Genomic DNA, 24429 nt, shown 5'->3' on the forward strand with positions numbered 1-24429 from the left:
GTAGAGACCCGTCGCGCGGGCCGGGAGAGCGTCCCGCGCGGTGGCCAGAGAGAGTCGGAGAACGCCGAAGGCCCCGACCGTGTGGTCGGGGCCTTCGTCTAGTGCGCCATCAGGGACTAGAACCCCGAACCCGTTGATTGATCCGGCGCACTCAGAGACAGCCGGTGTGCAGCAATCGGGTCCGGGTTCGGTGCCTCCTTCACGTCCATGGCGAAGACGTGCAAGGCCTGCGATCCGACCTGTCCGCACGGTGTCCCTGGAACGGTGCCGACATTCGGGAGGGTCACCGAGGTGAGGCGGTCGGTGGAGTCGATCCCCTGGGACCTGAGGTCGAACCGCAGGACGTACAGATAGGCCTTGGGCTGATCGGACGGCGCTCTCACGGGGACGACCTCGACCGCGTGGTGTACTCCGGTCGGGTTCTGGTCCAACCAGAGCGGCACGCGGGGCGTCTGGAAGTCTTTCGGCGCGTTCGCGTTCTCGATGGTCACCCCGACCGTGATTGCTCGAGAGGTGCTCTCGTCGATGGGCATGCACGTCGCGGTCACCAGCAGGTCGACGTAGCGGCCGGTCGTCTTCTCGGGGAGAGCGATGGTCTGACCGTTGGCAACCGTGTTGTCTGCCTTGATCGACCCGGCCAACAGCTGGGCGGTCACGCGGCGGTACCTCGACCCGTACGGCAACACGCTGAAACCCTCGGCCGGGTCGCCCGGCGTCCTGCCGGGGACGCGGTCCTTCCTGAACAAGCCGGTGAACCCGACCACGGCTCTGGTCGACATGGGCGCGCGCCAGTACGACGCCCTGACGGGCCAGTTCCTGAGCGTCGACCCGATCGTGGAGGGCACGAGCGCGCAGCAGGCTCAGGGCTATACCTACGCCAACAACAATCCTGTGACGTTCGCGGACCCCTCGGGGCTGTTGTTCGGCTCGATCGTCAAGGCTGTCTCCTCTGCGGCGAAGTCGGTCGCGAAGACGGTCTCGTCGGCTGTCAGCTCGACCTACAGGGCGGTCAAGAGCGTCGCGACCTCCGTGATGCAGCCCGTGGTCGACCTGGTGCAGTCGGCGGCCCGGGCGTACTCGTCGGGGGTGCAGGCGGCCTACCGGGGGACGGCGTCATCAGTGTCGAACTCGTGGAACTCGGTGCGGTCCGGCGCTACCCAGGTGGTGGCTCAGGCGAAGACCCTCGTCAAGAAGGTCGACGTCGTCGGGTCGGCCCTGAAGAAGGTGGCGGTCGAGTCCTACAACTTCGCCATCGGGGACATGATCCGGGCGTGTTCGGGGGGCATCTCGTTGAGCTGCGGCGCCGAGCTCGCGATGATGACGCCGTGGGGCAAGTTCGCCAAGGCGGGCAAGCTGGCGTTCAAGGTCGCGGGCAAGGCCGACGACGCCATCGGCGCCACACGGAGCATGGCCGCGAACGCAGCAGACGATGTCGCGTCGGCGTCGAATAAGATCTACTCAAGCCGCGCTCTCCAGCGGATGGCGGATGAGCCAGGGCCGTTCCACAACTTTCCTGGGTCGTTCGACGACACTATCTTCTCCCAGGGCAAGAGGACGGTCGTGCCGAATTACTTCAACAAGGCAAAGTCGAACCTCGGGAACGACTCGATCCAGTACAGGCTGCCCGGCTCCTTGAACGGCCGCGCGGGCACTTACGAGATCTTCACCAGACCTTCGGTGAGCGGCCGAACCGAGCTGACCATGCACCGATTCTTCCGCCCGGATCACTGATGATCACGCACAGCCACTTCGCCTCGGAGTTCGACGTCGCGGTCGTGGAATACGCGGCCGAGACCCCAGATCGCATGTTCTCGGCCGACGGTGCAGGGTCACGCGCGGTTCTGGTCGCCGTCGAGCCCTGGGGCGAGCCGACCTGGACCGCATCCTTCGCCGGCTCCGACCCCGGTCGACGCGCGCTGACGGGGCTCTTTGGTACGCCCAGCCCGACCGGGCTTTGCGTCGTCGAGCGCGGAACCGCGTTCTTGGGAGACGTAGTTGAGCCAGAGGGCTTCGAGGTGGTTGCAACGCCCGGCCCGGTCGTGGCTGCCGAGGAACTGGTTGTCGGAGCGAAGCTCCTGCTCGTGACTCCGTGGGCGATCACTGCCGTTGGCGCGAGCGGCGTCCAGTGGACCACTCCGCGGATCGCGGTCGACGGGCTACGCGTCGACGAGGCCAGCGACGGCTGGCTCAGGGGAGTTGCTGACCCTGGCGACGACGAACCACGCGACTTCGCCATCGACCTGTCCACCGGCCGGGTAACCGGCGGGGCGGCAATCGTCTGATTAGCTGGCTTGTCCGCTGGAGGCTCGGCGGGCGTGGTGGCGCAGCAGGGCGCCTTCGATGAAGGCGGCGACGTGCTCTTGCTCGTCGGGGGGTGAACTGGTCGACGGCTTCGAGCTTGAGCCGCAGGGTGGAGTTCTTGGGGCCGCATTCGTCGTCGTCGTAGAGGAGCGAGTCAGCGCTGACGCTGAGCGCGAGCGCAAGTGCGCGGAGGACGTCAAGGGTGGGCTGGCTGGTGCCGGCCTCGTAGCGACGGATCTGGGTGACGTGGGCGCCGGAGCGTTCGGCGAGTTGCTGCTGGGTGAGCGACTGTGACTTGCGCGCGGCGAAAAGGCGGGTGGCGAAGTTGGCCCCAGCGAACTCCGCAGCAAAATCGAGGTACCCCTCGACGGTGGCGATCTGTGGCCAGCTTCGACGTGGCGCGCTGAGCCTGCCGCCAGGGACGTCGATCAACGAGGTCGCGAAGCGTTGATCAGCGTTGTCGAAGGTCGACGCAAAGTTTGACGTTCGGCGCCGATGGCGTCGGCCGAGAACGCCGAAGGCCCCGACCGGGTGGTCGGGGCCTTCGTCTGGTGCGCCATCAGGGACTCGAACCCCGAACCCGCTGATTAAGAGTCAGCTGCTCTGCCAATTGAGCTAATGGCGCGCGAGAAAGAACACTAGCAGGGCCACCCTGAGGGGGTGAAATCGGGGGCCTGTGACCTGCGTTTCACCCTCTGCCGCCAGGGGTATCGGGCAGATCGATGACCGACGACGCGCGTCCCTGGGTGCCCGGCTCGGGCGGCATGACCGCCCTGCGCCGGGCGGCGCCGGGCTGCCGCGGCTGTGAGCTGTACCGCGACGCGACGCAGGTCGTCTTCTCCGACGGTCCGGCCCGGGCGAGGCTCGTGCTCGTCGGCGAGCAGCCCGGCGACCACGAGGACCGCGAGGGTGAGCCGTTCGTCGGTCCGGCCGGACGCCTGTCGACGCCATGCTCGAGGAGGCGGGCATCGTCCGCGAGGACGTCTACCTGACCAACGCGGTCAAGCACTTCCGTCACCACGTGGTCGGCAAGCGGCGCATCCACGACAAGCCGGCCATCGCGCACGTGAAGGCCTGTCACCCGTGGTTGGAGGCCGAGCTCGAGGTGGTCCGGCCCGAGGTGGTGGTCGCGCTGGGTGCCACGGCGGCCCGCGCCGTGACAGGGCGGTCGGTGACGATCGGTGAGGTGCGCGGGAAGCCGCTCGACGACGCGCTCGAGGTCGGCGGCTCGTCCGTGCCGGTGCTCGTGACGGTGCACCCGTCGAGCCTGCTGCGGCTGCGTGACCACGACGAGCGGGAGGCGGGACGAGCCGCGTTCGTGGACGACCTCAGAGCAGCAACGGCCCTTCTCGCAGAACCGGCCTAGCGACGCTGGCGGGTGCGCTCGCCGGCCTCGTCGGCGGCCACCGCGACCTCGGGGTGCACCGGTCGCGTGCCGGCGGCCTCCTCGTCCTCGTGCACCTTGCGCCGCAGCCGACCCATGCCGGGCAGGCGGAGCACGAGCTCGTTGAGCTCGGTGACCACGTCGAGCAGCTGGTGCATGTCCGGGGCGACCGACTGCAGGTTGGCCAGCATCGGCATGAGGTCCTTCTCGAGGGCCTCCGCCAGACGGGGCAGCTTGTCGATCATCTCGACGGCGGCGGCGACCTCGTGCTCGCCGGTGGTCCGGGCCAGGGTCTGCAGCGTGGGCTGCAGCGCCTGGATGCTGGGCTCGAGGGAGTCGACCAGTGCGGCTGCCCGCTGGGCGGTCGGCTCGGCGCTGGCGACGGTGCCGGCGCTGCGCACGATGAGCTCGTTGGCCTCGTCGAGGGTGCGCTCGGTCCGCGCCACCAGCGCGTCGGCGGACTCGCGGGTGTGCTCGACGCCCGCGATGAGGGCGTCCGCCGCCTTGCGGGTCTGCTCGATGCCGCTGATGAGCACGTCGGCCCGGTCGACCAGCTGCTCGGCAGCCTCCAGCAGCCGCAGCACCCGGGGGATGGACGTCACGGCGTCCTGCAGCAGCGCGGGCGCGACGCCGGCCGCGGCGACCAGGTCGCGCGGGTCGGGCAGCCTCATCGGGCCGCTCGCTGACGCCAGCCGGAGCGCGTCCGGTCGCTCAGCGCCGAGAAGATCGAGAAGCGCGAGCCGAAGGAGAACGCCGAGAAGAGCGAGGCGAACGACGCGAAGGACCCGATGGACAACACCGAGTGGCTGGAGCCGATGGACAGGATGCTGTGGTGCGACCCGATCGACAGGATGCTCTGGTGCGAGGCGAACGAGAGGATCGACTGGCTCGACAGGCGTGACCGCAGCGAGGAGTCGTCGGGGGCGCAGCAGTCGGGGACGTGGCTCACCGGGCCAACCTACTGCCGCGGCCCCGGCCCCGCGATCCCTCGCCGCCGGCCCGCGGGAACGTGCTCGCCGAGGCCCGTCCCAGGAGGACCGCCTCGGCGGATGCTGCTTGACTGGTGGGCATGAGCCACTCCGGTGACGACGACACGATCATCCAGGGCGCCGTCCCGGCCGAGCAGGTCGGCGACTACGACGTCGCCTCGCCGGAGTCGCGGACCCTCGTGACCGTGGTGGGCACGATCCTCGGTGCGCTCGTGCTGGTGGGCGTGTTCCTGCTCGTCTCGCTCGCGATGCGCGACACCCGGGTCGAGTCGCAGGTGATCGACCTCGACGGCTCCGCCCAGGTGGTCCTGCAGGCGACCAACGCCGACGTGCGGCTCGTGCCCGGCGACGGCGAGGACATCCGCGTGCGGGCCGAGGTGGACGAGAGCCTGCTGAGCACCGACTTCGAGCTCCGTCGCAGCGGCGACGCCATCGCGGTGGCCGCCGACTGCATCACCTGGCTGTCGCCCGGGTGTGGCGCCGAGGTGACCGTCGAGGTGCCCGACGGCGTGCCGGTCGAGGTGACCACGACGTCCGGCCGCGCCGAGGTGCGCGACCTCGAGACCGACGTCCTCGTCCGCACCGGCAGCGGCGACGTCGTCGTGGGCGGGAAGCTCGCCACGGTGTCCGTCACGACCGGCTCCGGCTCGGTGAGCTCGCGCGACCTGGACGCCGTCGAGCTCAAGGTCGTGACCGGCAGCGGCGACGTGGACGCGGTGCTCGTCGAGCAGCCCTACGCGCTCGCGGTCAAGACCGACAGCGGCGACGTCGAGGCGACGCTGCCCGACGGCGAGCGCACCTACCAGGTGAAGACCAGCAGCGACGACGGCGACGTGACGTCCGACCTCGAGGACGACCCCGACGGCGAGGGGCTGGTGAGCCTGCAGAGCGACAGCGGCGACGTGACCCTGGCGGTGCGGTGAGCGTCCTGGTCGTCAGCGCGACGAAGGCCGAGGCCGCGTACGTCCCTGACGGGCTCGACCTGCTCGTCTGCGGCGTGGGCAAGGTCGAGGCCGCCGTGCGCACCGGCGAGGCGATCGCCCGGCTGCGACCCGACCTCGTCGTGAACGTGGGCACCTGCGGGGCCCTGCGCGAGGGCGTCACCGGCCTCTTCGAGCCCTCGCTCGTGGTGAACCACGACTTCGACGCCGCCGGCATCCGTGCCCTCGGGTTCGACGTCGGCGACGAGCTCGAGGTGCCGGGAGGCGACGGCAGCGTGCTCGCCACCGGCGACCGGTTCGTCACCGACCCCGTCGTGCGCGACGGGCTCGCGCTCCGGGCCTCGCTGGTCGACATGGAGGGCTACGCGGTCGTCCGGGCCGCGCAGGCCGTCGGCGTCCCGGTGCGGCTGGCCAAGGTGGTCAGTGACGGGGCGGACGAGTCGGCGCTCGACTGGCCGTCGGTCGTCGACGGGTGCGCCCGCCGGCTGGGGGAGTGGCTCGCCGAGAGCGTCTGACCCGGACAGCACGACGCCCCGCACCCGAGACCGGGTGCGGGGCGTCGCGCGTCCGTCAGCGGCTGGTTGACGGGGCGTACCGGGCGTCGCCGTCGTAGCGGACGCTCAGCCCCTTCGTCCGGAAGCCGTACTGCAGCGGCGAGAAGTACGCCACGCCCAGGACGAGCTTGGCCTTCGCCAGCTCGCGGCCGTCGCGCAGCAGCGTCACCGTGCCGGTCGGGCGCCCGCCCGTCGCGGTCACGGTCGCCACGGTGCCCAGCACCGTGCTCAGCGCGTACGTGCGCGTCGGCGTCAGCGCCACCGGCGGCTCGCCCGGGTCGAAGCCGATCTTGATCGGGTCGTGGTCGGACGAGCGGAACGCACTGGTGTCGTACAGGTCGGTCGCGTTCGTGTTGTACCGGCTGTACTCGCGGGCGATCGACTCGTAGGCGTTGATGCTCCACACGTCCGCGCCGGTGACCCAGGCCCGCGCCGCCGGGGTGGCGAGCACGTGGTCGAGCGAGCCGATGAGTCCGCTGAACTGGTAGGTCTCCTCGTCGGTCAGCTCGTCGGCCAGGTCGGTGTAGCCGGCCTGCTCGAGGGTGACGATCGGGTCCTCGGCGGCGTAGGCGTTGAAGTCGCCGGTGAGGAACACCTTGTCGGTGCCCAGTCGCTGCTGCTCGGCCGCGGCGAACTCGACGAGCGCCTCGGACTGGCGCACGCGCGAGTAGTTCGACGCGCCCTGGCCGTCGCCGGTGTCGGCGTCGGCCCCGCTTCCCGAGCCCTTGGACTTGAAGTGGTTCACGACGACCGCGAACACGTCGTCGGCGCCGTGCCCCTTCGGCTTGAAGCCCTGCGACAGCGGCTGACGGGCGTTGGCGAACCGCGCGTCGTCCAGGATCGCCGACGTGCCCACCGGCTCGACCGCGGCCGACTGGTAGATGAACGCCGTGCGGATGACGTCCTCGTCGGCCGGGACGGTGGCCGGCGAAGGCACGAACGCCCAGGTGCCGGCCCCGGCGTCGGCGTTGAGCGCCGCCACCAGCGAGGCCAGGGCCGCGTCGCGGTCCGGGCCGTAGTGGCGCGAGTTCTCGATCTCCTCCAGCGAGACGACGTCGGCGTCGAGGTCGTTGATCGCGCGGACGATCTTGGCCTGCTGGCGCTCGAGGCTGGCGTCGTTCGCGGCGCCGCGCGGTCCGGTCGGGCCGCAGTCGTCGACGCTGATGTTCGCGCCGGCCCGGTCGCGGTAGTAGGTGCAGCGGGCGCCGGTGGCGGCCGCGTACTCCTCACCGACGGTCGGGAAGTAGTTCAGCACGTTGAACGTCGCCAGGCTCAGCCGTCCACCGACCGGCTGGGGTGCCGGCTCGCGGGTGCGCGAGAACTCGGCCACCGGACGCACGCCGGCGGCGTCGTCGGCGGTGAGCTGTCCGGTCGGCTGGAGCTTCCAGCCGAAGCGGAAGTCGAGCACGGCGGGCTCGGTGAACGTCGTCGTCGCCCCCACCCGCACCTCGTTGGTCGCGGTCAGCCACGGCACCGGGGTGCCCTGGTTGGCGGCCGAGAGGTAGTTCGTGGACGCGCCGTCGTCGAGCGTCACCAGCGCCTCGGCGTTGGCGGCCACGAGCGCGGCGTAGGCGTCGGAGCCCGGACGGGCCTCGTTGGTCGGCTGGCGCAGCGGCTCGGTGCCGGGCGCGAGGCCGATCTCGCCGTACTGGTGCGTCGCGTAGTTGTTGGTGATCGTGTAGGTGCCCTGCGGCTCGACCAGCATGCCCTCGTAGCGCTCGCGCTCGGCCTCGCCCATCGGGAAGCGGACCGGACTGGCCTTGACCGCCGGCTGCGGCTCGGCCGCCCGCGTGAACGACGTCGCGTTGATCTCGGTCAGGTCGTTGTACTCCACGACCTGGCCGGTGACCGTGATGGTGTCGCCGACCTGCACGCCCTGCGCGACGGACGAGCCGAACACGAAGACGCCGTGCGAGGCCGCGGGGGCGTCGTCGCCGCCCGTGCCACCGGTCTGCAGGTAGACGCCGTTGAAGCCACCGGTGGGGTAGGCCGCGGTGACGACGCCGGTCGTGGTGACGGTGCGGCCGGCCAGCGGGCTCGCCGCTCCGGTGCCCTGGACGTCGGCGATGCTCACCGCGGTCGGCTCGGGCTCGGGCTCCGGCTCGCCGCCGGCGCACCCGGCCGCGCTGCACGGAGTGGGGGCGGCGGCGTCGAGGTCGGCGGCGTTCGAGTCGGTGTCGGCGCCCGCGTCGCGCTGCAGCGACAGGGCGACGCCCTGGCCGGTGGCCGGCGCCGTCTCGAACGTGTTGGACGTGCCGTAGCCGACGACGTCCAGGACGTCGTCGCGTCCCTTCACGTCGCCGGCGGGCAGCGTCAGCGCGCTCGTGCCGCGGGCCAGGACGACCGTGCCGGCCGAGCCCGAGCTGTTGAACGTCGCGGTCTGGTCGGCGGCGGGCAGCTCGGCCCCGGCGGTGCCGGAGTTGGCGCTGCCGCGCAGCAGGAAGTGGCCGCCGGGTGCGACCGTGCCGGTGAGCGGCACGACCGTGGTGGCCGCGGCCGTGCCGGTGGCCGAGCGGTACTGCAGCGACAGCCCGCTGAGCGGGACGGCCTCGTCGGTCGGGTTGAACAGCTCCACGAAGCGGTGCGTGTAGGCGGCGCCCGCGGCGGTGCCGTTGACGTACGCCTCGTTGATGACGAGCTGGTCGCCGTCGGGCGCCGCCTGGGCGGGCGCCGACAGCAGGCCGCCGGCGAGCGCGGCGGACGCGGCGAGGACGCCGGCGAGTCTGGTGCGGATCATGCGGGTCACCACTTCCGGGGCAGGACGACGGAGGTCTGGGACGGGGCGTAGCGACGGTCGCCGGAGTAGGCGACCGTCAGCTGCTCGCCCGGCTGGAACCGGCCGAGCAGCAGGGCCAGCGTGTAGCCGCGCACGAGCGGCGTGCGGGCGACGACGCGGCCGTCACGGGTGACGGTGACCGTGCCGGTGGCCGTGCCGGCGTCCCCGCTCACCCGGACGGGCAGCGCGTAGCCGAGCAGGCCCAGGCTGTAGGCCGACGCCTTGATCGTCGCCTCCGGCTTCGGCGCGGCGGTGACGGTGACCGGCACCGTGACCGTGGTGCCGCTCGGGGCGGCGGTGAACGTCAGCGACAGCGTGCCCGCGGGAGCCGACGCCGGGACGGGCAGCGACACCTGGGCCGCGCCGGCGGTGACCGGGAACCGGCCCTCGGCGACGGTCGTGGAGCCCTGCTTCAGCGTGGCCGTGACCTCGGTGTTGGCCGGGCTGCCCAGCGAGGTGAGGTCGAGCTTCGGCAGCGTCGCGGTGATCGTGCTGCCCGCGGCGTAGGTGTCCCGCAGACCCTCGAGCGCGATCGCCCGGCGGGCGAAGCTCGGCGAGACCGGCGACTCGGCGCGCAGGTAGGCGATCCAGGCGTCGCGGTCGACCAGGCCGGTGTCGACGAAGCGGCCCTTCGTGAACGCGCGGAAGTTGTCGCCGCCGGTGGCCAGGAAGCTGAACGTCGCCACCTTGTAGGTGCGCTCGGGGTCGAGCGGCTCGCCGTCGATGCTGACGTGCGTGATGCGCTCGCCGGCCGGACGCGTGGCGTCGAAGGTGTAGGTGACGTTGTCGGACAGGCCGAGCTGCAGGTACGGGCGCGACGGCACCGAGCCGTCGGCGTTCGTCTGCCACTGCTGCTCGAGCACCTCGCGCAGGGCCGAGCCGGGCAGGCTGACCGAGTACAGGTTGTTGACGAAGGGCAGCACCGCGTTCGCCTCGGCGTAGGTGATCACGCCGTCCTTGTTGACGTCGGCGTCGGCGCCGGTGGACCCGGCCTTCAGCAGCTCGTTGCGCAGCCCGCCCGGGTTGACGACGCCGAGGTCGGCGCCCGCAGGCGTGGCCGCGACCGAGTCGCGCAGTGAGTCGGCCACCAGGTTGCCCAGGGTCGACTCGGACGCGCGGTCGTCGCGCTTGCCGTCGACGTGGGCCGTGGTGACGTCGGCGGTGACCTCGCCGACCGGCTCGCCGCCGATGACGGCCGCCTTCGCGAGCGCCTCGTCGACGATGCCGTCGACCTCGGCCACGCGCGGGTAGGCCGAGATGAGCGCCGCATCGTCGGTGGTGGTGCGCGCGACGTTGCGGGCGGTGTACGACAGCACCTCGTCGGTGTCACCGTCGACGGTCAGCTGGACCTGCCCGACGGCCTCGCCGTAGCTGCCGGTCTGCAGCACCGGACGCGTGCGGTCGGTGCCGGGCACCGGTGCGTCCCAGGCGTACTGCTTGTGCGTGTGGCCGGTGAAGATCGCGTCGACCTCGGGGTCGGTCTTCGTCACGATGTCGGCGAAGGCGCCGCCGCCGGCGACCTCCTGCTCGAGCGTCGAGCCGTCGGGCGTGCCCGCGCCGGCGCCCTCGTGGTAGGCCGCGACGATGACGTCCGGCGGGGTGTCGGAGGCCTCGAGCTCGGCCACGACGCGGTTGACCGCCTCGACCGGGTCGCCGAACTCCAGGTCGGCGATGCCCGCGGGCGTGACCAGGGTGGGGGTCTCCTCGGTGGTGGCGGCGACGAAGGCGACCGTCTTGCCGCCGGCCTCGAGCAGCTCGTACTCGGGCAGCACCGGGTCGGTCGTGCCCTTGCGGTAGACGTTCGCCGCGACGTGGCCGTAGTCGGCGACCTGCTCCAGGCGGCCGGTCAGGTCGGTCTCGCCACCGTCGAGCTCGTGGTTGCCCACGGCGGACGCGGCGAGGTCGAGCGCGTCCAGCACCTCGACGGTGGGGACGTCCTGCTGCGAGGACGAGGCGAACAGGCTGGCGCCCACGTTGTCGCCGGCCGACAGGAACAGCGTGTTCTGCTCGCCGCCCGCGGCGCGCAGCTGCTCGATGGTGCCGGCCACCTTGACCGTGCTGGTGTCGATGCGTCCGTGGAAGTCGTTGACGTCCAGCAGGTTGATGGTGACGTCGTCCGCGGCGCTGGCGCTGCCGGCCGTGACGGGCAGGCCCGCGGCGAGCAGCGCACCGGCGAGGCCGGCGGCCCAGCGCGTGCGGACGTGACGTGGCGATGTGCTCACGGAAGTTCCCCCGATGTGTCGTTGTGCGCCGCCCCACCCGAGGCAGCAGCTCGACCCTAAGGAGCGGGTCCGACGGGCGACAAGGCTCCGGCCGGTGAAGTTTGAGTGACACCACCGGCGTCGCGGGGAAAAGCAACGAGCCCCGTCGTCATCGACGACGGGGCTCGTTCACGGGGGTGGACGACGGGACTTGAACCCGCGGCCACCGGCACCACAAGCCGGTGCTCTACCAACTGAGCTACGCCCACCGCGCGTCCTCGGCTTCACCGAGAACGGCGAGGAACACTGTAGTGCATGCCCTCCGGGGATCAGGAACCGGTGGGGCTGATGCGCTCCGAGATGGCCTTCGCGGTCTCCGAGTCCGGGCCGGGCAGGGGCACGAACACGGCCTCGCGGTAGTAGCGCAGCTCGGCGATGCTCTCGGTGATGTCGGCCAGCGCGCGGTGGTTGCCGTGCTTGGACGGGGCGTTGAAGTAGGCGCGCGGGAACCACTGTCGCGCGAGCTCCTTGATGCTGGAGACGTCGACGACGCGGTAGTGCAGCCAGCTCTCCAGCTCGACCATGTCGCGAGCCAGGAACGTCCGGTCGGTGCCGACGGTGTTGCCGGCCAGCGGCGCCTTGCGCGGCTCGGGCACGAACTCGCGGACGTACGTGAGCACCGCCTCCTCGGCCTCGCGCAGGGTGAGGCCGGCGTCGAGCTCCTCCAGCAGTCCGGACGACGTGTGCATCTGCGTCACGAAGTCGTTCATCTGCTCCAGGGCGGCGGCGGGCGGCTTGACCACCACGTCGATGCCGTCGCCGAGGACGTTGAGCTCGTAGTCGGTGACGAGCGCCGCCACCTCGATGAGCGCGTCGTCCTCGAGGGAGAGGCCGGTCATCTCGCAGTCGATCCACACCAGTCGGTCGTTCACGCACGACACACTAGCCCCGCCGTCCTGACCGCCCCGTTAGAGTGCACGTGGCCTGCGTCGGGCCGGTGCGGGGGAACTCACCTCGCCGCCCGCGCGTTGGACAGCCCGTGACCTCAGGAGACGTTCAGTGACCAACGACCGCCAGAAGCGTGCCGCCCGCGCCGAGCAGATGCGCAAGGAGCGCGAGAAGGCGTCCCGCCGCCAGCGCAACCGGATCACCACGGTGGTCGTCGTGGCGGTCGTGGCCCTCATCGCCGCCGCCGCGCTCGGCTACCAGCAGCTGCAGAAGGACAACGACAAGCCGCTGGTCGCGCCCGCGAACACCACCGACGACTACGCGATCGAGTACACGACGCAGGTCTCGACCGGCAAGCCGGCCGCCGACCCCGTGACGGTCATGCTGTACGAGGACTTCCAGTGCCCCGGCTGCCAGGCCCTCGAGGCCGGCGCCGGCGCCGACATGAAGAAGGCCGTCGACGCGGGCCAGGTCACGCTCGAGTACCGCCCGGTGTCGTTCCTCAACAACGCCAGCACCACCGACTACTCGACGCGCGCCACCAACGCCGCGCTGTGCGTGCTCGACGAGAAGGGCGTCCAGGCCTTCTACGACATGCACCAGCTGCTGTACGCCAACCAGCCCGCCGAGGGCGGCGAGGGCCTGGACGACAGCACGCTGGCCGAGATGGCGCAGCAGGCCGGTGCGTCCGACAAGGTCTCCTCCTGCATCGAGGACGGGCGCTTCGACCCGTGGATCGAGGACGCCACCAACGCCTGGCGCGACGCCGGCTACGGCGGCACCCCCACGGTCGTCGTCGACGGCAAGGAGGTCACGGGCGAGTCCGGTGGCCAGCAGGTCATCCCGAGCTGGGCCGACATCCAGAAGGCGGTCACCGCCGCTCGCCAGGGCTGAGCCCGCAGCACGTCCCGAGGGGCGCCCGGTCGCACGAGCGACCGAGGCGCCCCTCGTCGTGCTGCGGAGTCCCCGCCGTGGCGACCCGGACGTCGTAGGGTCGCGAGCGGACCGAGACGGGGAGGCACCGGTGGCGGCGAAGGACAAGCAGGAGCGCGCGGCGCGCGCAGCCCGGCAGCGCGAGGAGCGCGAGCGCGCGGCCCGGCGGCAGCGGGTGAAGGTCACGGCCGGCGTGGTCGCCGTGGTGGTGGCGCTCGTGGCCATGACGGCCTGGGGGCTGGGCCGGGCGGAGTCGCGGGACGAGAAGCCGCTGGTCGAGCCGTCCGGCGTCACGGCCGAGCACGGCGTGCTGCGGGTCGCCGAGGACGCGGCCGACCCGGTGCCGGTCGTCGTCTACGAGGACTTCCAGTGCCCGGCGTGCAAGGCGTTCGAGGCCGAGGCGGGGGAGTGGCTCGACCAGGCCGTCGACCGCGGCGAGATCAGCGTCGAGCACCGGCCGGTGGCCAAGCTCGACGGCGCGAGCACGACCGAGTACTCGTCGCGGGCGGGCAACCTGGCGCTGTGCGTGGTCGACGCCGACGGGCCGGAGGCGTTCGCGGACGTGCACCGGCGGCTCTTCGCCGAGCAGCCGCCCGAGATGACCGCGGGCCTCGACGACGACCGGCTGGTCGAGATCGGCGAGGAGGCCGGCGTGGGCGTGGACGTCCTCGAGCCGTGCGTGGCCGACCGTCGCTTCGACCACTGGCTCGACGACGCGAACGAGGCCTTCGACGACGGCGGCCACGGCGGCACGCCCACCGTGCTGGTCGCGGGGGAGCCGGTCGTCGCCGAGGTGGACGGCCAGCAGTTCGTGCCGGGCTTGGCCCAGCTGCAGCAGGCGGTCGCGGACGCCCGCTGAGCCGGGCGGGCCTCGTCGGGGCGCTAGAGCAGGGCCAAACCGGCGGCCGCGGCGCCGACGCTCAGCACGAGCGTGCCGGCGGCGTGAGCGGCGGCAAGGGCGAGACGTCCGTCGCGGGCGAGGTCGAGGGTGTCGTGACTGGCGGTGCTGAACGTCGTCCACCCGCCGATGAGCCCGACGCCCAGCGCCGCGGACCACGGCTCGGCGAGCGTCGCCGCGGTGAGCAGCCCGAGCGCGAACGACCCGACGACGTTGACCAGGACGATCGCCCACGGGCCGGGCAGCCGCTCGCGGCCGAGCCCGTCGGCCACGAAGCGAGCTGCCGCGCCGACGCCGCCGGCGAGCGCGGTCAGGACGATCATGCGGTCGTCCTGCTGCGTCCGGCCGCCGTCCCCAGCGCCACGGCGCCGAGCCCGAGCACGACGGTGCCCACCCCGTAGGCGAGGGCGGCGACGAGCCGGTCGTCCTGGGCGAGCTCGACCGTCCCGACGGCCAGGGCGCTGTAGGTCGTGAAGCCGCCCAGCACGCCCGTGCCGAGGAGCAGCCGGGCGTGGAGCAGACGTCCGGCGTCGGGCCCGCGCCGGCGCAGCGAGGCGAGCAGCAGGCCGAGGGTGAAGGCGCCGACGAGGTTGATCGCGAAGGTGGCCATGGGCCAGGACGTGGCGCCGACCGCCCGGGTCAGCAGGTCTCGGGCCAGGACGCCCACGGTGCCGCCGGCCGCGACGAGCGCGACGAGGCGGGGATCGCGGTGCGGGGCCGGCATGCGGGCCAGACTAGGGCGCGCCCGGCAGGACTCGAACCTGCGACCCGGGGATGAGAAGGCGCTTTGCTGTCGTCCAGGGGTGGAGGGTGGCGCGCCCGGCAGGACTCGAACCTGCGACCCGGGGATGAGAAGGCGCTTGCTGTCGTCCAGGGGTGGAGGGTGGCGCGCCCGGCAGGACTCGAACCTGCGACCCAGAGATTAGAAGGCTCTTGCTCTATCCAGCTGAGCTACGGGCGCTCGGCGACCAGGTCGCCGCGGCCAGTATGCCGCAGCGCGCCGGACGGGTCGTCCGGACGGCGTGGCCGAAACCGGCCTTCCGGGCCGGCGCGACGTGGCAGCATCCTCCTGACCGCCGGCACGGACGCCGGCCTGAAAACAGGAGCACCCGATGGACCGCCTGCGCCGTGCCCTCGCCACCCGCCGCCGGCGCTGGGCCGCCGTGCTGCTGGTGCTCGTAGTCGTCGCCGGGGCAGGTGTGGGGGCGGTGCGGGCGTCGAGCTCGGAGGACGACCCGCCTGCCCTGCGGTCCGGAAGTGGTGGCGGTCTCGCGACCACGGCCGACGTGCCGTTCGCCTCGTTCCTGCTGGGCGACTTGTGCTCCCGGACCGATCGCTCCGTGGAGGTCGTCCAGGTCGAGGCCGTCAGGGCGCGCGGGGATGCTGTCATCACGGACTTCTCGATCCACCCGTTCGGCGTGGGCCCGACCGGGCTGGAGCACAAGCGGCTCCGCGACGTGCCCGACTACCGAGGCAGCCGTACGGTCACGACGCTGTGCAGCGACGAGCAGCTAGGGCAGTCCACGCTGTCGGTCGAGGTGCACCGCCCGGGTGCAGAGGACGCGGTGGTCAACGGCCTGCGCCTCTGGTACCGCGACGGTGACGGACTGCGGTCCGTGGACGACCCCGACGTCGACGTGGCCATCTGCGGGGCGACGCCCGACGCCGACACGAGCTGCCTCGGCTGATCCTCGCTCCACCGGTGACTGACCTCGGGCGCCGTTAGCGTGCGGCCATGACCGTGGACTCCCAGCTCGCCGGCCTGCTCACCCTCATCGAGGCCGGCACGCCCATGCACCAGCAGACCCCCGCCGAGGCCCGCGCCGGCTTCCGTACCCTCACCGTCGACATGCGCCAGCCCGAGAGCGTCGTGCCCGTCCGCGCGGTGGAGGAGACGACGGTCGGCGGCGCCGAGGGCGACCTCGCGGCCCGCGTCTACCGGCCCGAGGCCGACGGGCCCGTGCCGACCGTCGTCATGTTCCACGGCGGTGGCTTCGTCATCGGCGACCTCGAGACCCACGACAACATGGCGCGGACGATCTGCGCCGGCACCGGCTCGGTCGTCGTGTCGGTCGACTACCGGCTCGCCCCGGAGCATCCGTTCCCGGCCGCGCCCATGGACGCCGTCGCGGCCACCCTGGACGTCATGGAGCGACGCGCCCAGCTCGGCGGCTCCGACCTGGTGGCGGTGGCCGGCGACAGCGCGGGCGCGAACCTGTCCGCCGTCGTGGCCCAGCAGGTGCCGGAGGTCGCGGCCCAGCTGCTGCTGTACCCGGTCACCGACATGGGCGGCCAGTACCCCTCGCACGAGGAGAACGGCACCGGCTACTTCCTCGACATGCCGACGATGCAGTGGTTCGGCGCGCAGTACGTGCCCGAGGGCACCGAGCCGACGGACCCGCGGCTCTCGCCGCTGCACGGCGACCTCACCCAGGTCGCGCCGGCCGTCGTCGCCACCGCCGGCTTCGACCCGCTGCGCGACGAGGGCGACGCCTACGCGAAGGCGCTCGAGGCCGCGGGCGTCCGGGTCGTGCACCGCACCTACCCCGCGATGATCCACGGGTTCATGGACATGGGCGCGTTCTCGTCGGGAGCCAAGACGGCCGTCGACGACGCCGTCGCCGCGTTCGCCGAGCTGCTGGACTCGCTGCCGCGTCCCTGACCCGACACGCTCCGGCTGCCGGCCACACGGGCGGCGGCGGGGGAGGATGTCGCGGTGCCGATCTTCCCCCGGACGGCACGTGCCGCGGCCGTCGCCGTCCTGACGCTGCTCGGCGCGTGCTCCGCCGTCCCCGCCGCCGAGCCGACCGCGACCCCCACGGTCGCGCCGACGACGTCCGCGCCGTCCCCCTCGACGTCCGCCTCGACCACCCCCTCCGCCCCGCCGGCTGCGGGCACAGCGCTCACCGCGCTGCGGGCGCTGCCGGTCAAGGGCCGCAGCGCTCGCACCGGCTACGACCGTGAGCGGTTCGGCGCCGCCTGGCTCGACGCCGACCGCAACGGCTGCGACACCCGCAACGACGTCCTCGCCGCGCACCTGTCGGACGTGCAGGTGAAGCCCGGCACCCGGGGGTGCGTCGTGCTGTCCGGGGTCCTGGCCGACCCCTACACCGGACGCGCGATCGCCTTCGCCCGCGGCGCCGGGAACGGCGTGGACGTCGACCACGTCGTGGCGCTGTCCAACGCCTGGGTGACCGGTGCGGCGTCCTTCCCTCTGCGCAAGCGGGCCGCCCTCGCGAACGACCCGCTGAACCTGCTGCCGGTCGACGCCTCGGCGAACCGGCAGAAGGGCGACGGCGACGCCGCCACCTGGCTGCCGCCCCACCGGCCCGTGCGCTGTGCGTACGTCGCGCGACAGGTCGCGGTGAAGGCCAAGTACGGGCTGTGGGTCACGCCCGCCGAGAAGCAGGCCGTCGAGCGCGTCCTCGACGGGTGCCCGGCCCAGCCGCTGCCGGTGGACGAGAGCGCCGCACCCGTGCTCGTCCCGCTCGACCTGCGCGAGCCCACCCCGGCCACGGACGGCACCGTGCTCTTCGGCTCCTGCGCGGACGCCCGGGCGGCCGGCGCCGCGCCGGTGCGCCGGGGCGACCCCGGCTACGGGCCGCACCTGGACCGCGACGGCGACGGCCGCGCCTGCGAGTAGGGGAGCCGCCCGAGCCCGTCCGGGCCTGCCCGCGCCGCCCGCACAGGCGTCCGGGGTGGTGGACGACGACGGGCCGAGCCGTCGTCGCGCCACTACGCTGACGCCGTGACCGCCACCCTCGGAGCCCCGCCGCGCCGTCTGCCCCGGGACGCCGACGTCGTCCAGCGCGGGCGCACCACGCTGGTGGTCCTCGTGGCGGTCGCCGGCCTCGTGGGCGTCGTCGGCGGCATCTTCTTCGCGACCACGGCGGGCGACGTCGAGGGGGCCGGGCTCGCGCTGCTCTACGCGCTCATCCCGCTCCCGCTCCTGTGGTGGACGTTCTGGTGGCTCGACCGTTACGAGCCCGAGCCGCACCGCTACAAGCTCGCCGCGTTCGTCTGGGGCGGCGTGGTGTCCGTCGTCATCGCCCTCGGCCTGCAGCTGCTGGCCGAGCTGTGGTTCGACCTCACGCTCGAGCAGATGGCCACCTACGTGGCGCCGCTGACCGAGGAGCCCGCCAAGGCGCTGTTCGTGCTGCTCACCCTCGTCCGCTGGCGGCGCATCATCGACGGCGTGCTCGACGGCATCGTCGTGGCCGGCATCGTGGGCATCGGCTTCGCGTTCATGGAGAACATCGGCTACTACGCCGTCTCCTACCTCGGCGAGGCCGACGCCATCGGGCCGACGGGCGCGAGCGGCGCCGCCGCCACGTTCTTCGTGCGCGGCATCGTGAGCCCGTTCGCCCACCCGCTGTTCACCGCGTCCGTCGGCATCGGCCTCGGTCTGGCCGTGGGGCGCCGCAGCAAGGTCGCCAAGGTCGCGCTCGTCGTCGCCGGTCTCGCCGTCGCGATGCTGCTGCACGGGCTGTGGAACGGCAGCGCGTCCAGTGGCCGGCCGGAGCTGTTCGTCCTGACCTACCTGCTGCTCGGCGCGGTGCTCGTCGGCTACGCCGTGCTGGCCGTCGTCGCGCGGTTCCGCCAGGTGCGGACGCTCGAGCGCTCGCTGCACTACGTGGCGCTGCGCGGCTGGATCCACCCCGACGAGGTGCCCTACCTGTCGCGCTTCTCCTACCGCAAGGCGGCCCGGACGTACGCGGCCGCGCACTACGGCCCCGACACCGCCCGCGCGGTGCGTCGCTACCAGGAGCTGGCGACCGAGATGGCCTTCCTCCACGACGCCGTCATGACCGGCCGCCGCAAGCCGCACGGGGTCGAGCGCACCTTCGCCCTGCTGGACGCCATGCATGCCGTCCGACCGTGGGTGCGGCTGCCCCCGCCGCTGCGCGTGCCTCGGCACCTGTCCTGACCCCCGGCCGGGCGCTGGGCGGCGCGGCGGCGGAGCGCGTCGTCCACTAGGGTTGAGCAGCAAAGTCCACGTCCGGGAGTCGAAAGAGGTGAACGTGCCGAGCGATCACGCCTCGCCCGAGCTCCTGGGTGCGCTGAGCCGCCTGCACGGCGACGCCGCCGCGGCCACGTTCCCGTTCGAGGTCGAGGGCAGCGACGAGGTCCGCGCCAAGCGCACCGCGCTGCTCGAGCAGCTGTCCGACTACATCCTGCCGCGCCTGGTCCAGCTCGAGGCGCCGCTGCTGGTCGTCGTCGGCGGCTCCACCGGCGCGGGCAAGTCCACCCTGGTCAGCTCGCTCGTGGGGGAGCGCGTCACCGAGTCCGGCGTCCTGCGCCCGACAACCCGCTCGCCCGTCCTGGTGCACCACCCCGACGAGGCGAAGTGGTTCGCGCCCGACCGGGTCCTGCCCGAGCTGCCGCGCACCAGCGAGGTCAACAACGCCACGTACGCGCTGCGCCTGGTGGCCTCGGACAAGATGCCCCGCGGCCTGGCGATCCTCGACGCCCCCGACGTCGACTCGATCGACGCCGGCAACCGCGAGCTCGCCTCCCAGCTGCTCGCCGCCGCCGACCTGTGGCTGTTCGTCACGTCCGCCGCGCGCTACGCCGACCAGGTGCCGTGGGACTACCTGCGGGCCGCCGCCGAGCGCAGCGCCGCCGTCGCGGTCGTCCTCGACCGCACGCACCCCGACTCGATCAACGAGGTCCGCGGCCACCTGGCCCGCATGATGACGTCGCGCGGCCTGAGCGACTCGCCGCTGTTCACGATCGACGAGTCCCCGCTGGACGTCGACGGGCTGCTGCCGCGCGAGGCCGTCACCGGCATGCTCAGCTGGCTGCGCGACCTCGCCGACGACCCCGCGGCCCGCGCCGAGGTGGTCAGCCGCACCCTCGACGGCGCCGTGCGGCTCAACGTCTTCCGCGGCTTCGACCTCGTCGACGGCCTCGACGCCCAGGTGGCGGTCGGTCGCCGGCTCACCAGCGCCGGCGAGCGCGCCTACGACGAGGCCGCCCGCAAGGTGGCCGACGCCGTCGCCGACGGCTCCCTGCTCGTCGGCCCGCTGGGTGCGCGCTGGGACGACTACGTCGGCTCCGGCGAGGTGCTGGCCTCGGTCGAGCAGCGCGTCGGACGCATCCGCGACCGCTTCATCGAGGGCGTTACCGGCAAGCGCACCCGCGCCGCCGAGGTCACCGAGGCCGTCGTCTCGGCGCTCACGGTCGTCCTGACCGGTGCGGTCGAGTCGGCCGCCCGCACGACCGCCGCCGCCTGGGACGCCGAGCCGGCCGGACGCGTCGTGGTCGAGTCCCACCGGGGAATCGACCGCGCCTCCCGCGAGGCCGCTCCCGCCGCCGAGCGCGCGGTGCGCGACTGGCAGCAGGTCGTCCTCGACTCGGTCAAGACCGAGGGCGCGGACAAGCGTCTGAGCGCGAAGTTCCTGGCCTTCGGAGCCGACGGCGTCGCGCTGTCGGCCATGATCGTCGCCCTGGCCGGCCCGTCGGGCCGCGACCAGGTCGCCCGCCGCGTGCTCGACTCGATCCTCGGACCCGAGCAGGCCGCTCGTGTCGTCGAGCGCGCCCGTGCCGACCTCGACGCGCGCGTCCGCCGCTACGTCGACGCCGAGCGCGACCGCCAGCTGCGCGTGCTGCCGTCGGTGACCGAGCTGGAGGCCGTCCGCGCCCGCCTGTCCGAGTCCGCGCGCGGTGCCGAGCACGCCCGCCACCTCGACTTCCTCGGAGACGACGCATGACCGAGCCCGTCACGCCCGCCACCCCGGCCGAGACCGACGACGCGTCCACGCCGGCGATCGCCCCCGACGTCAAGGCCCGCCTGGACGCCCTCCAGCAGGCCGTCGACGCCGCGTCCGGCCACCTCGACCCCGAGGTGCTGCGGCCCGCCGCCGACGTCACCGGCCGTGGTGCCGAGCGGCTGAAGCTGTCCGGCGAGCACACGATCGTCGCCCTCGGCGGTGCCACCGGCTCGGGCAAGTCGTCGCTGTTCAACTCGCTGGCCGACCTCGAGATCGCCGGCACCGGCGTCCGCCGTCCGACCACCACGTGGGCGCTGGCCTGCGCATGGGGCCCGGACGGCGCCACCGAGCTGCTGGAGTGGATGGGCATCCCGGCCCGTCACCAGGTCTCGCGCCAGAGCATGCTCGACCGGTCCAGCGACGAGACGCGCCTGGACGGCCTCGTGCTGCTCGACCTGCCCGACCACGACTCCACCGAGGTCTCGCACCACCTGGAGATGGAGCGGCTGCTGCCCTACTCCGACACCCTCGTGTGGGTGCTGGACCCGCAGAAGTACGCCGACGCGGCCATCCACGACCGCTACATCCGGCCGATGGCCGCGTACGCCGACGTGACGATCGTGGTGCTGAACCAGATCGACCGGATCCCGTTCGACCAGCGCGAGAACGCGCTCGCCGACCTGCGCCGCATCCTCACCGAGGAGGGCCTGCCCGACGTCACCGTCATCGGCGTCTCGGCCGCACGCGGCGACGGTGTCGACGACCTCAAGCGCGAGCTGGCCCGCCGCATCCGGGCCAAGCAGGCCTCCCGCGAGCGGCTCGGCACCGAGCTGACCGGCATCGCCTCGACCATCGCCGACGCGGTCGGCACCGCCGAGGTCCCCGGCATCGGCGAGGCCGACGTCCGTGGCCTCGAGGACGGGCTGGCCGGTGCCGCCGGCGTCCCGGACGTCGTCGACTCGATCGGCGCCGTCTCGCGCCGCCGGGCCGTGCGCACCACGACCTGGCCCGTCGCCCGCCTGTTCAACCGCAAGGACCGTTCCGGCGAGGTCATCGCCGACGAGTCGCTGACCGTCACCTCGCTGCGCCGTGCGCAGGGCGTCGGGGTCGGCGGCGTCCAGCCGGCAGCCGCCGAGCAGGCCGTCCGCGACTTCGCCGACAAGGCCGCGGTCGGCATGAGCCGTCCGTGGGCCACTGCCGTCCGCGACACCGCCGACGCCCGCCAGCGCGAGGTCGTCGAGACCCTCGACCAGGAACTGGCCTCGGCCGACCTGGGCCTGGACCGCACGCCGGCCGGCTGGTACCTGCTCGCCGCGCTGCAGTGGCTGCTGCTGCTCGCCGGCATCGGCGGCGTCGCCTGGCTGGTCTCGATGGCGTTCGGCCAGGAGTGGAACCCGCTCGCGGTCGTCCTGGCCGCCGGTGGGCTGCTCGGCGGCATCGTGCTGGCGCTGCTCACGCGTCCGTTCGTCGTGGGCTCGGCGCGCAAGCGTGCCGCCCGCGCCGAGGCCGTGCTGCGCGACGTCGTCCGCGACGTCGCCCGCGAGCACGTGGTCGAGCCGCTCGAGGGTGTCGTCGCCGACTACCGGCGCACCCGCGAGGGCCTGATCGTCGCCCGCGGCTGACGCACGGGGCGCGCACCCGCGTGCGCTCGGTAGGCTGGGCGCACCATGGCTGACTACGTATTCACTCTCCGCAACGTGCGCAAGGCGCACGGCGACAAGGTCGTCCTCGACAACGTCACGCTCTCGTTCCTGCACGGCGCGAAGATCGGCGTCGTCGGCCCCAACGGCGCCGGCAAGTCCACGCTGCTCAAGATCATGGCCGGCCTCGAGCACGCCAACAACGGCGACGCGATCAAGGATCCCGAGGCCACCGTCGGCATGCTCCAGCAGGAGCCGCCGCTGACCGAGGGCAAGACGGTCCTGGAGAACGTCCAGGAGGCCGTCGGCGAGATCAAGGGCAAGCTCGACCGCTTCAACGAGATCTCCGACCTCATGGCCCAGCCGGACGCGGACTTCGACACCCTGCTCGCCGAGATGGGCGACCTGCAGACCGACCTGGACCACGCCAACGCCTGGGACCTCGACTCGCGCCTGGACCAGGCGATGGACGCCCTGCGCTGCCCGCCGCCGGACACGCTCGTCGACCACCTCTCCGGTGGTGAGCGCCGCCGCGTCGCCCTGTGCAAGCTGCTGCTCCAGCAGCCCGACCTGCTCCTCCTCGACGAGCCCACCAACCACCTGGACGCCGAGTCGGTCAGCTGGCTGGAGGGCCACCTCAAGACGTACCCGGGCGCCGTCCTGGCGATCACCCACGACCGGTACTTCCTGGACAACGTCGCCGAGTGGATCGCCGAGGTCGACCGCGGCTCGATCCACGGCTACGAGGGCAACTACTCCACCTACCTGGAGACCAAGAAGGAGCGGCTCAAGATCGAGGGGCAGAAGGACGCCAAGCGCGCCAAGCGCCTCGAGCAGGAGCTGGAGTGGGTCCGGTCGAACGCCAAGGCCCGCCAGACCAAGAGCAAGTCGCGTCTGGCGCGCTACGAGGAGCTCGCCGCCGAGGCCGAGAAGGCCCGCAAGATCGACACCGCCGACATCAACATCCCGCCGGGACCGCGCCTGGGCGACGTCGTGCTGCAGGCCGAGCACCTGACCAAGGGCTTCGAGGACCGCGTGCTGTGGAACGACATCTCGTTCTCGCTGCCGCGCGCGGGCATCGTCGGCGTCATCGGCCCGAACGGCGTGGGCAAGACGACGCTGTTCCGGATGATCACCGGCGAGGAGGAGCCCGACTCGGGCACGCTCAACGTCGGCTCGACGGTGTCGATCTCGTACGCCGACCAGAGCCGTGGCGGCATCGACCCGCAGAAGAACGTCTGGGAGGTCGTCTCCGGCGGCCTGGACTTCATCAAGGTCGCCAACTTCGAGATGAACAGCCGCGCGTACGTGGCCTCGTTCGGCTTCAAGGGCCCGGACCAGCAGAAGAAGGCCGGCGTGCTCTCCGGCGGTGAGCGCAACCGCCTGAACCTGGCGCTGACGCTCAAGATGGGCGGCAACATGCTGCTGCTCGACGAGCCGACCAACGACCTGGACGTCGAGACCCTGTCGTCGCTGGAGGACGCGCTCCTGGAGTTCCCCGGCTGCGCCGTGGTCACGTCGCACGACCGCTGGTTCCTCGACCGCGTCGCCACCCACATCCTCGCCTGGGAGGGCGACGAGGAGGACGGCGGCAAGTGGTTCTGGTTCGAGGGCAACTTCGCCTCGTACGAGGCCAACAAGATCGAGCGCCTCGGCCCCGAGGCGGCGCGCCCGCACCGCGTGACGCACCGTCGCCTGACGCGCGACTGACGACCGACGCACGACGGCCCCGGACCAGCTGGTCCGGGGCCGTCGTCGTGTCGCGGTGGTCTACTCGGTGGCGGCGCGCTCGGCGGCGCTGCGCAGGACGCAGAACTCGTTGCCCTCGGGGTCGGCCAGCACGACCCAGCCGGTGCCGTCGGTCTCGCGCCGGTCGGCCACGACGGTGGCGCCGATCGCGAGCAGCCGCCCGACCTCCTCGTCGCGGCTCGAGTCGGGCTGCAGGCACAGGTGGACGCGGTTCTTGACCGTCTTGGGCTCGGGCACCTGGTTGAAGTGCAGCACCGGGCCGCCCGGGACGAGCACCTGGGTCTCCTCGGCGCCGGGTCCGTCCTCGGCGTGCTGCGGGTGCCCGGTGACCTGGCACCAGAACTCGGCCAGCGCGAACGCGTCCGAGCAGTCGATCGCGACGTTCTGCACCACCGAGACCAT

The 24429-nt window shown here is 72.6% G+C and carries 25 protein-coding genes and 3 tRNA genes; 15 read left to right on the plus strand and 13 right to left on the minus strand.

Going from position 1 to position 24429, the window contains the following annotated elements; genetic code table 11:
- Positions 1-116: 116 nt before the first annotated feature.
- The gene (locus HGAM_RS13215) at positions 117-656 is read right to left on the minus strand and encodes a hypothetical protein (RefSeq protein WP_147543744.1); all 540 of its coding nucleotides are present in this window, start codon (positions 654-656) and stop codon (positions 117-119) included.
- Between HGAM_RS13215 and HGAM_RS13220 the strand changes: the two genes are divergently transcribed.
- Together HGAM_RS13220 and HGAM_RS13225 are read left to right on the plus strand one after the other, a co-directional pair.
- Complete coding sequence (locus tag HGAM_RS13220; protein WP_172636449.1) at positions 625-1731, plus strand: RHS repeat-associated core domain-containing protein; 1107 nt, start codon at positions 625-627, stop codon at positions 1729-1731. The two genes, HGAM_RS13215 and HGAM_RS13220, sit on opposite strands and share 32 nt — an antisense overlap.
- Complete coding sequence (locus tag HGAM_RS13225; protein ID WP_019145983.1) at positions 1731-2282, plus strand: hypothetical protein; 552 nt, start codon at positions 1731-1733, stop codon at positions 2280-2282. The genes HGAM_RS13220 and HGAM_RS13225 overlap by 1 nt, the downstream gene beginning before the upstream one ends.
- Here the strand turns inward: HGAM_RS13225 and HGAM_RS21085 are convergent.
- Together HGAM_RS21085 and HGAM_RS13235 are read right to left on the minus strand one after the other, a co-directional pair.
- Complete coding sequence (locus tag HGAM_RS21085) at positions 2188-2733, minus strand: helix-turn-helix domain-containing protein (RefSeq protein WP_172636450.1); 546 nt, start codon at positions 2731-2733, stop codon at positions 2188-2190. The two genes, HGAM_RS13225 and HGAM_RS21085, sit on opposite strands and share 95 nt — an antisense overlap.
- A 117-nt stretch (positions 2734-2850) precedes the next feature.
- Positions 2851-2926 (minus strand) — tRNA-Lys (locus HGAM_RS13235).
- Positions 2927-3023: 97 nt separating this feature from the next.
- On the opposite strand from HGAM_RS13235, the gene HGAM_RS21055 reads away from it, so the two are divergent.
- Entirely contained in the window at positions 3024-3293 is a 270-nt protein-coding gene (locus tag HGAM_RS21055) for a uracil-DNA glycosylase family protein (protein WP_342626412.1), read from the plus strand.
- Positions 3251-3667, plus strand: coding sequence for a uracil-DNA glycosylase family protein (locus HGAM_RS13240; RefSeq protein WP_019145985.1), 417 nt, complete (start codon positions 3251-3253; stop codon positions 3665-3667). The genes HGAM_RS21055 and HGAM_RS13240 overlap by 43 nt, the downstream gene beginning before the upstream one ends.
- Here the strand turns inward: HGAM_RS13240 and HGAM_RS13245 are convergent.
- Positions 3664-4356, minus strand: coding sequence for a hypothetical protein (locus HGAM_RS13245; protein ID WP_019145986.1), 693 nt, complete (start codon positions 4354-4356; stop codon positions 3664-3666). The genes HGAM_RS13240 and HGAM_RS13245 overlap by 4 nt on opposite strands.
- Positions 4353-4634: a hypothetical protein gene (locus HGAM_RS19325; protein ID WP_019145987.1), complete on the minus strand. Its 282-nt coding sequence runs from the start codon at positions 4632-4634 to the stop codon at positions 4353-4355. The genes HGAM_RS13245 and HGAM_RS19325 overlap by 4 nt, the downstream gene beginning before the upstream one ends.
- 120 nt (positions 4635-4754) lie before the next feature.
- Here HGAM_RS19325 and HGAM_RS13255 point away from each other — a divergent pair, with 120 nt between their 5' ends.
- Complete coding sequence (locus HGAM_RS13255; protein WP_019145988.1) at positions 4755-5597, plus strand: DUF4097 family beta strand repeat-containing protein; 843 nt, start codon at positions 4755-4757, stop codon at positions 5595-5597.
- Positions 5594-6130, plus strand: coding sequence for a nucleosidase (locus HGAM_RS13260; protein WP_019145989.1), 537 nt, complete (start codon positions 5594-5596; stop codon positions 6128-6130). The genes HGAM_RS13255 and HGAM_RS13260 overlap by 4 nt, the downstream gene beginning before the upstream one ends.
- A 55-nt stretch (positions 6131-6185) precedes the next feature.
- Here the strand turns inward: HGAM_RS13260 and HGAM_RS19330 are convergent, their stop codons facing one another.
- The 4 genes from HGAM_RS19330 to orn all read right to left on the minus strand — a co-directional run bounded on the left by HGAM_RS19330 (position 6186) and on the right by orn (position 12078).
- Positions 6186-8906, minus strand: a complete 2721-nt coding sequence (locus HGAM_RS19330; RefSeq protein ID WP_147543746.1) for an ExeM/NucH family extracellular endonuclease — start codon at positions 8904-8906, stop codon at positions 6186-6188.
- A gap of 5 nt (positions 8907-8911) precedes the next feature.
- Complete coding sequence (locus tag HGAM_RS19335) at positions 8912-11167, minus strand: bifunctional metallophosphatase/5'-nucleotidase (protein WP_019145991.1); 2256 nt, start codon at positions 11165-11167, stop codon at positions 8912-8914.
- A gap of 175 nt (positions 11168-11342) precedes the next feature.
- Positions 11343-11415: transfer RNA gene (locus HGAM_RS13275), tRNA-His, on the minus strand.
- Positions 11416-11475: 60 nt separating this feature from the next.
- Positions 11476-12078 (minus strand): oligoribonuclease, encoded by a 603-nt coding sequence (orn, locus tag HGAM_RS13280; RefSeq protein ID WP_038951820.1) that lies wholly within the window; start codon positions 12076-12078, stop codon positions 11476-11478.
- Positions 12079-12205: 127 nt separating this feature from the next.
- On the opposite strand from orn, the gene HGAM_RS19340 reads away from it, so the two are divergent.
- Together HGAM_RS19340 and HGAM_RS19345 are read left to right on the plus strand one after the other, a co-directional pair.
- Positions 12206-12988, plus strand: a complete 783-nt coding sequence (locus HGAM_RS19340) for a DsbA family protein (protein ID WP_019145993.1) — start codon at positions 12206-12208, stop codon at positions 12986-12988.
- A 130-nt stretch (positions 12989-13118) separates the two neighbouring features.
- On the plus strand, positions 13119-13886 hold the full coding sequence (locus HGAM_RS19345) for a DsbA family protein (RefSeq protein WP_019145994.1): 768 nt from the start codon (positions 13119-13121) through the stop codon (positions 13884-13886).
- Positions 13887-13909: 23 nt separating this feature from the next.
- Here HGAM_RS19345 and HGAM_RS13295 read toward each other — a convergent pair whose 3' ends face one another.
- From HGAM_RS13295 to HGAM_RS13305, 3 genes are all read right to left on the minus strand, one after another.
- The gene (locus HGAM_RS13295; RefSeq protein WP_019145995.1) at positions 13910-14248 is read right to left on the minus strand and encodes a fluoride efflux transporter FluC; all 339 of its coding nucleotides are present in this window, start codon (positions 14246-14248) and stop codon (positions 13910-13912) included.
- Positions 14245-14649, minus strand: coding sequence for a fluoride efflux transporter FluC (locus HGAM_RS13300; RefSeq protein ID WP_019145996.1), 405 nt, complete (start codon positions 14647-14649; stop codon positions 14245-14247). The genes HGAM_RS13295 and HGAM_RS13300 overlap by 4 nt, the downstream gene beginning before the upstream one ends.
- Positions 14650-14809: 160 nt before the next feature.
- Positions 14810-14886 (minus strand) — tRNA-Arg (locus HGAM_RS13305).
- A gap of 151 nt (positions 14887-15037) precedes the next feature.
- Here HGAM_RS13305 and HGAM_RS13310 point away from each other — a divergent pair.
- The 7 genes from HGAM_RS13310 (at position 15038) to ettA (ending at position 23988) form a co-directional block, all read left to right on the plus strand.
- Positions 15038-15613: a hypothetical protein gene (locus HGAM_RS13310; RefSeq protein WP_019145997.1), complete on the plus strand. Its 576-nt coding sequence runs from the start codon at positions 15038-15040 to the stop codon at positions 15611-15613.
- Positions 15614-15660: 47 nt separating this feature from the next.
- Positions 15661-16587, plus strand: coding sequence for an alpha/beta hydrolase (locus HGAM_RS13315; RefSeq protein ID WP_019145998.1), 927 nt, complete (start codon positions 15661-15663; stop codon positions 16585-16587).
- A gap of 54 nt (positions 16588-16641) precedes the next feature.
- Complete coding sequence (locus tag HGAM_RS13320; RefSeq protein WP_019145999.1) at positions 16642-17568, plus strand: GmrSD restriction endonuclease domain-containing protein; 927 nt, start codon at positions 16642-16644, stop codon at positions 17566-17568.
- A gap of 105 nt (positions 17569-17673) precedes the next feature.
- The gene (locus HGAM_RS19350) at positions 17674-18852 is read left to right on the plus strand and encodes a PrsW family intramembrane metalloprotease (protein WP_019146000.1); all 1179 of its coding nucleotides are present in this window, start codon (positions 17674-17676) and stop codon (positions 18850-18852) included.
- A gap of 94 nt (positions 18853-18946) precedes the next feature.
- The gene (locus tag HGAM_RS19355) at positions 18947-20638 is read left to right on the plus strand and encodes a dynamin family protein (protein WP_245532133.1); all 1692 of its coding nucleotides are present in this window, start codon (positions 18947-18949) and stop codon (positions 20636-20638) included.
- The gene (locus HGAM_RS19360; protein WP_019146002.1) at positions 20635-22260 is read left to right on the plus strand and encodes a P-loop NTPase family protein; all 1626 of its coding nucleotides are present in this window, start codon (positions 20635-20637) and stop codon (positions 22258-22260) included. The genes HGAM_RS19355 and HGAM_RS19360 overlap by 4 nt, the downstream gene beginning before the upstream one ends.
- 45 nt (positions 22261-22305) lie before the next feature.
- Entirely contained in the window at positions 22306-23988 is a 1683-nt protein-coding gene (gene ettA, locus HGAM_RS13340; protein WP_020692213.1) for an energy-dependent translational throttle protein EttA, read from the plus strand.
- Between the two features lie 60 nt (positions 23989-24048).
- On the opposite strand, the gene HGAM_RS13345 is transcribed toward ettA, so the two are convergent.
- A complete protein-coding gene (locus HGAM_RS13345) occupies positions 24049-24429 on the minus strand; it encodes a VOC family protein (protein WP_019146004.1) in 381 nt (126 codons plus the stop codon).

The organism is Aeromicrobium massiliense JC14 (assembly GCF_000312105.1).
Classification (GTDB): Bacteria; Actinomycetota; Actinomycetes; order Propionibacteriales; family Nocardioidaceae; genus Aeromicrobium; species Aeromicrobium massiliense.

Coding starts and splice junctions, on each gene's coding strand:
- HGAM_RS13225 (WP_019145983.1), top strand. CDS start 1,731: ATGATCACGCACAGCCACTTCGCCTCGGAGTTCGACGTCGCGGTCGTG.
- HGAM_RS21055 (WP_342626412.1), top strand. CDS start 3,024: ATGACCGACGACGCGCGTCCCTGGGTGCCCGGCTCGGGCGGCATGACC.
- HGAM_RS13240 (WP_019145985.1), top strand. CDS start 3,251: ATGCTCGAGGAGGCGGGCATCGTCCGCGAGGACGTCTACCTGACCAAC.
- HGAM_RS13245 (WP_019145986.1), bottom strand. CDS start 4,356: ATGAGGCTGCCCGACCCGCGCGACCTGGTCGCCGCGGCCGGCGTCGCG.
- HGAM_RS13255 (WP_019145988.1), top strand. CDS start 4,755: ATGAGCCACTCCGGTGACGACGACACGATCATCCAGGGCGCCGTCCCG.
- HGAM_RS19330 (WP_147543746.1), bottom strand. CDS start 8,906: ATGATCCGCACCAGACTCGCCGGCGTCCTCGCCGCGTCCGCCGCGCTC.
- HGAM_RS13295 (WP_019145995.1), bottom strand. CDS start 14,248: ATGATCGTCCTGACCGCGCTCGCCGGCGGCGTCGGCGCGGCAGCTCGC.
- HGAM_RS13300 (WP_019145996.1), bottom strand. CDS start 14,649: ATGCCGGCCCCGCACCGCGATCCCCGCCTCGTCGCGCTCGTCGCGGCC.
- HGAM_RS13310 (WP_019145997.1), top strand. CDS start 15,038: ATGGACCGCCTGCGCCGTGCCCTCGCCACCCGCCGCCGGCGCTGGGCC.
- HGAM_RS13315 (WP_019145998.1), top strand. CDS start 15,661: ATGACCGTGGACTCCCAGCTCGCCGGCCTGCTCACCCTCATCGAGGCC.
- HGAM_RS19360 (WP_019146002.1), top strand. CDS start 20,635: ATGACCGAGCCCGTCACGCCCGCCACCCCGGCCGAGACCGACGACGCG.
- ettA (WP_020692213.1), top strand. CDS start 22,306: ATGGCTGACTACGTATTCACTCTCCGCAACGTGCGCAAGGCGCACGGC.
- HGAM_RS13345 (WP_019146004.1), bottom strand. CDS start 24,429: ATGGTCTCGGTGGTGCAGAACGTCGCGATCGACTGCTCGGACGCGTTC.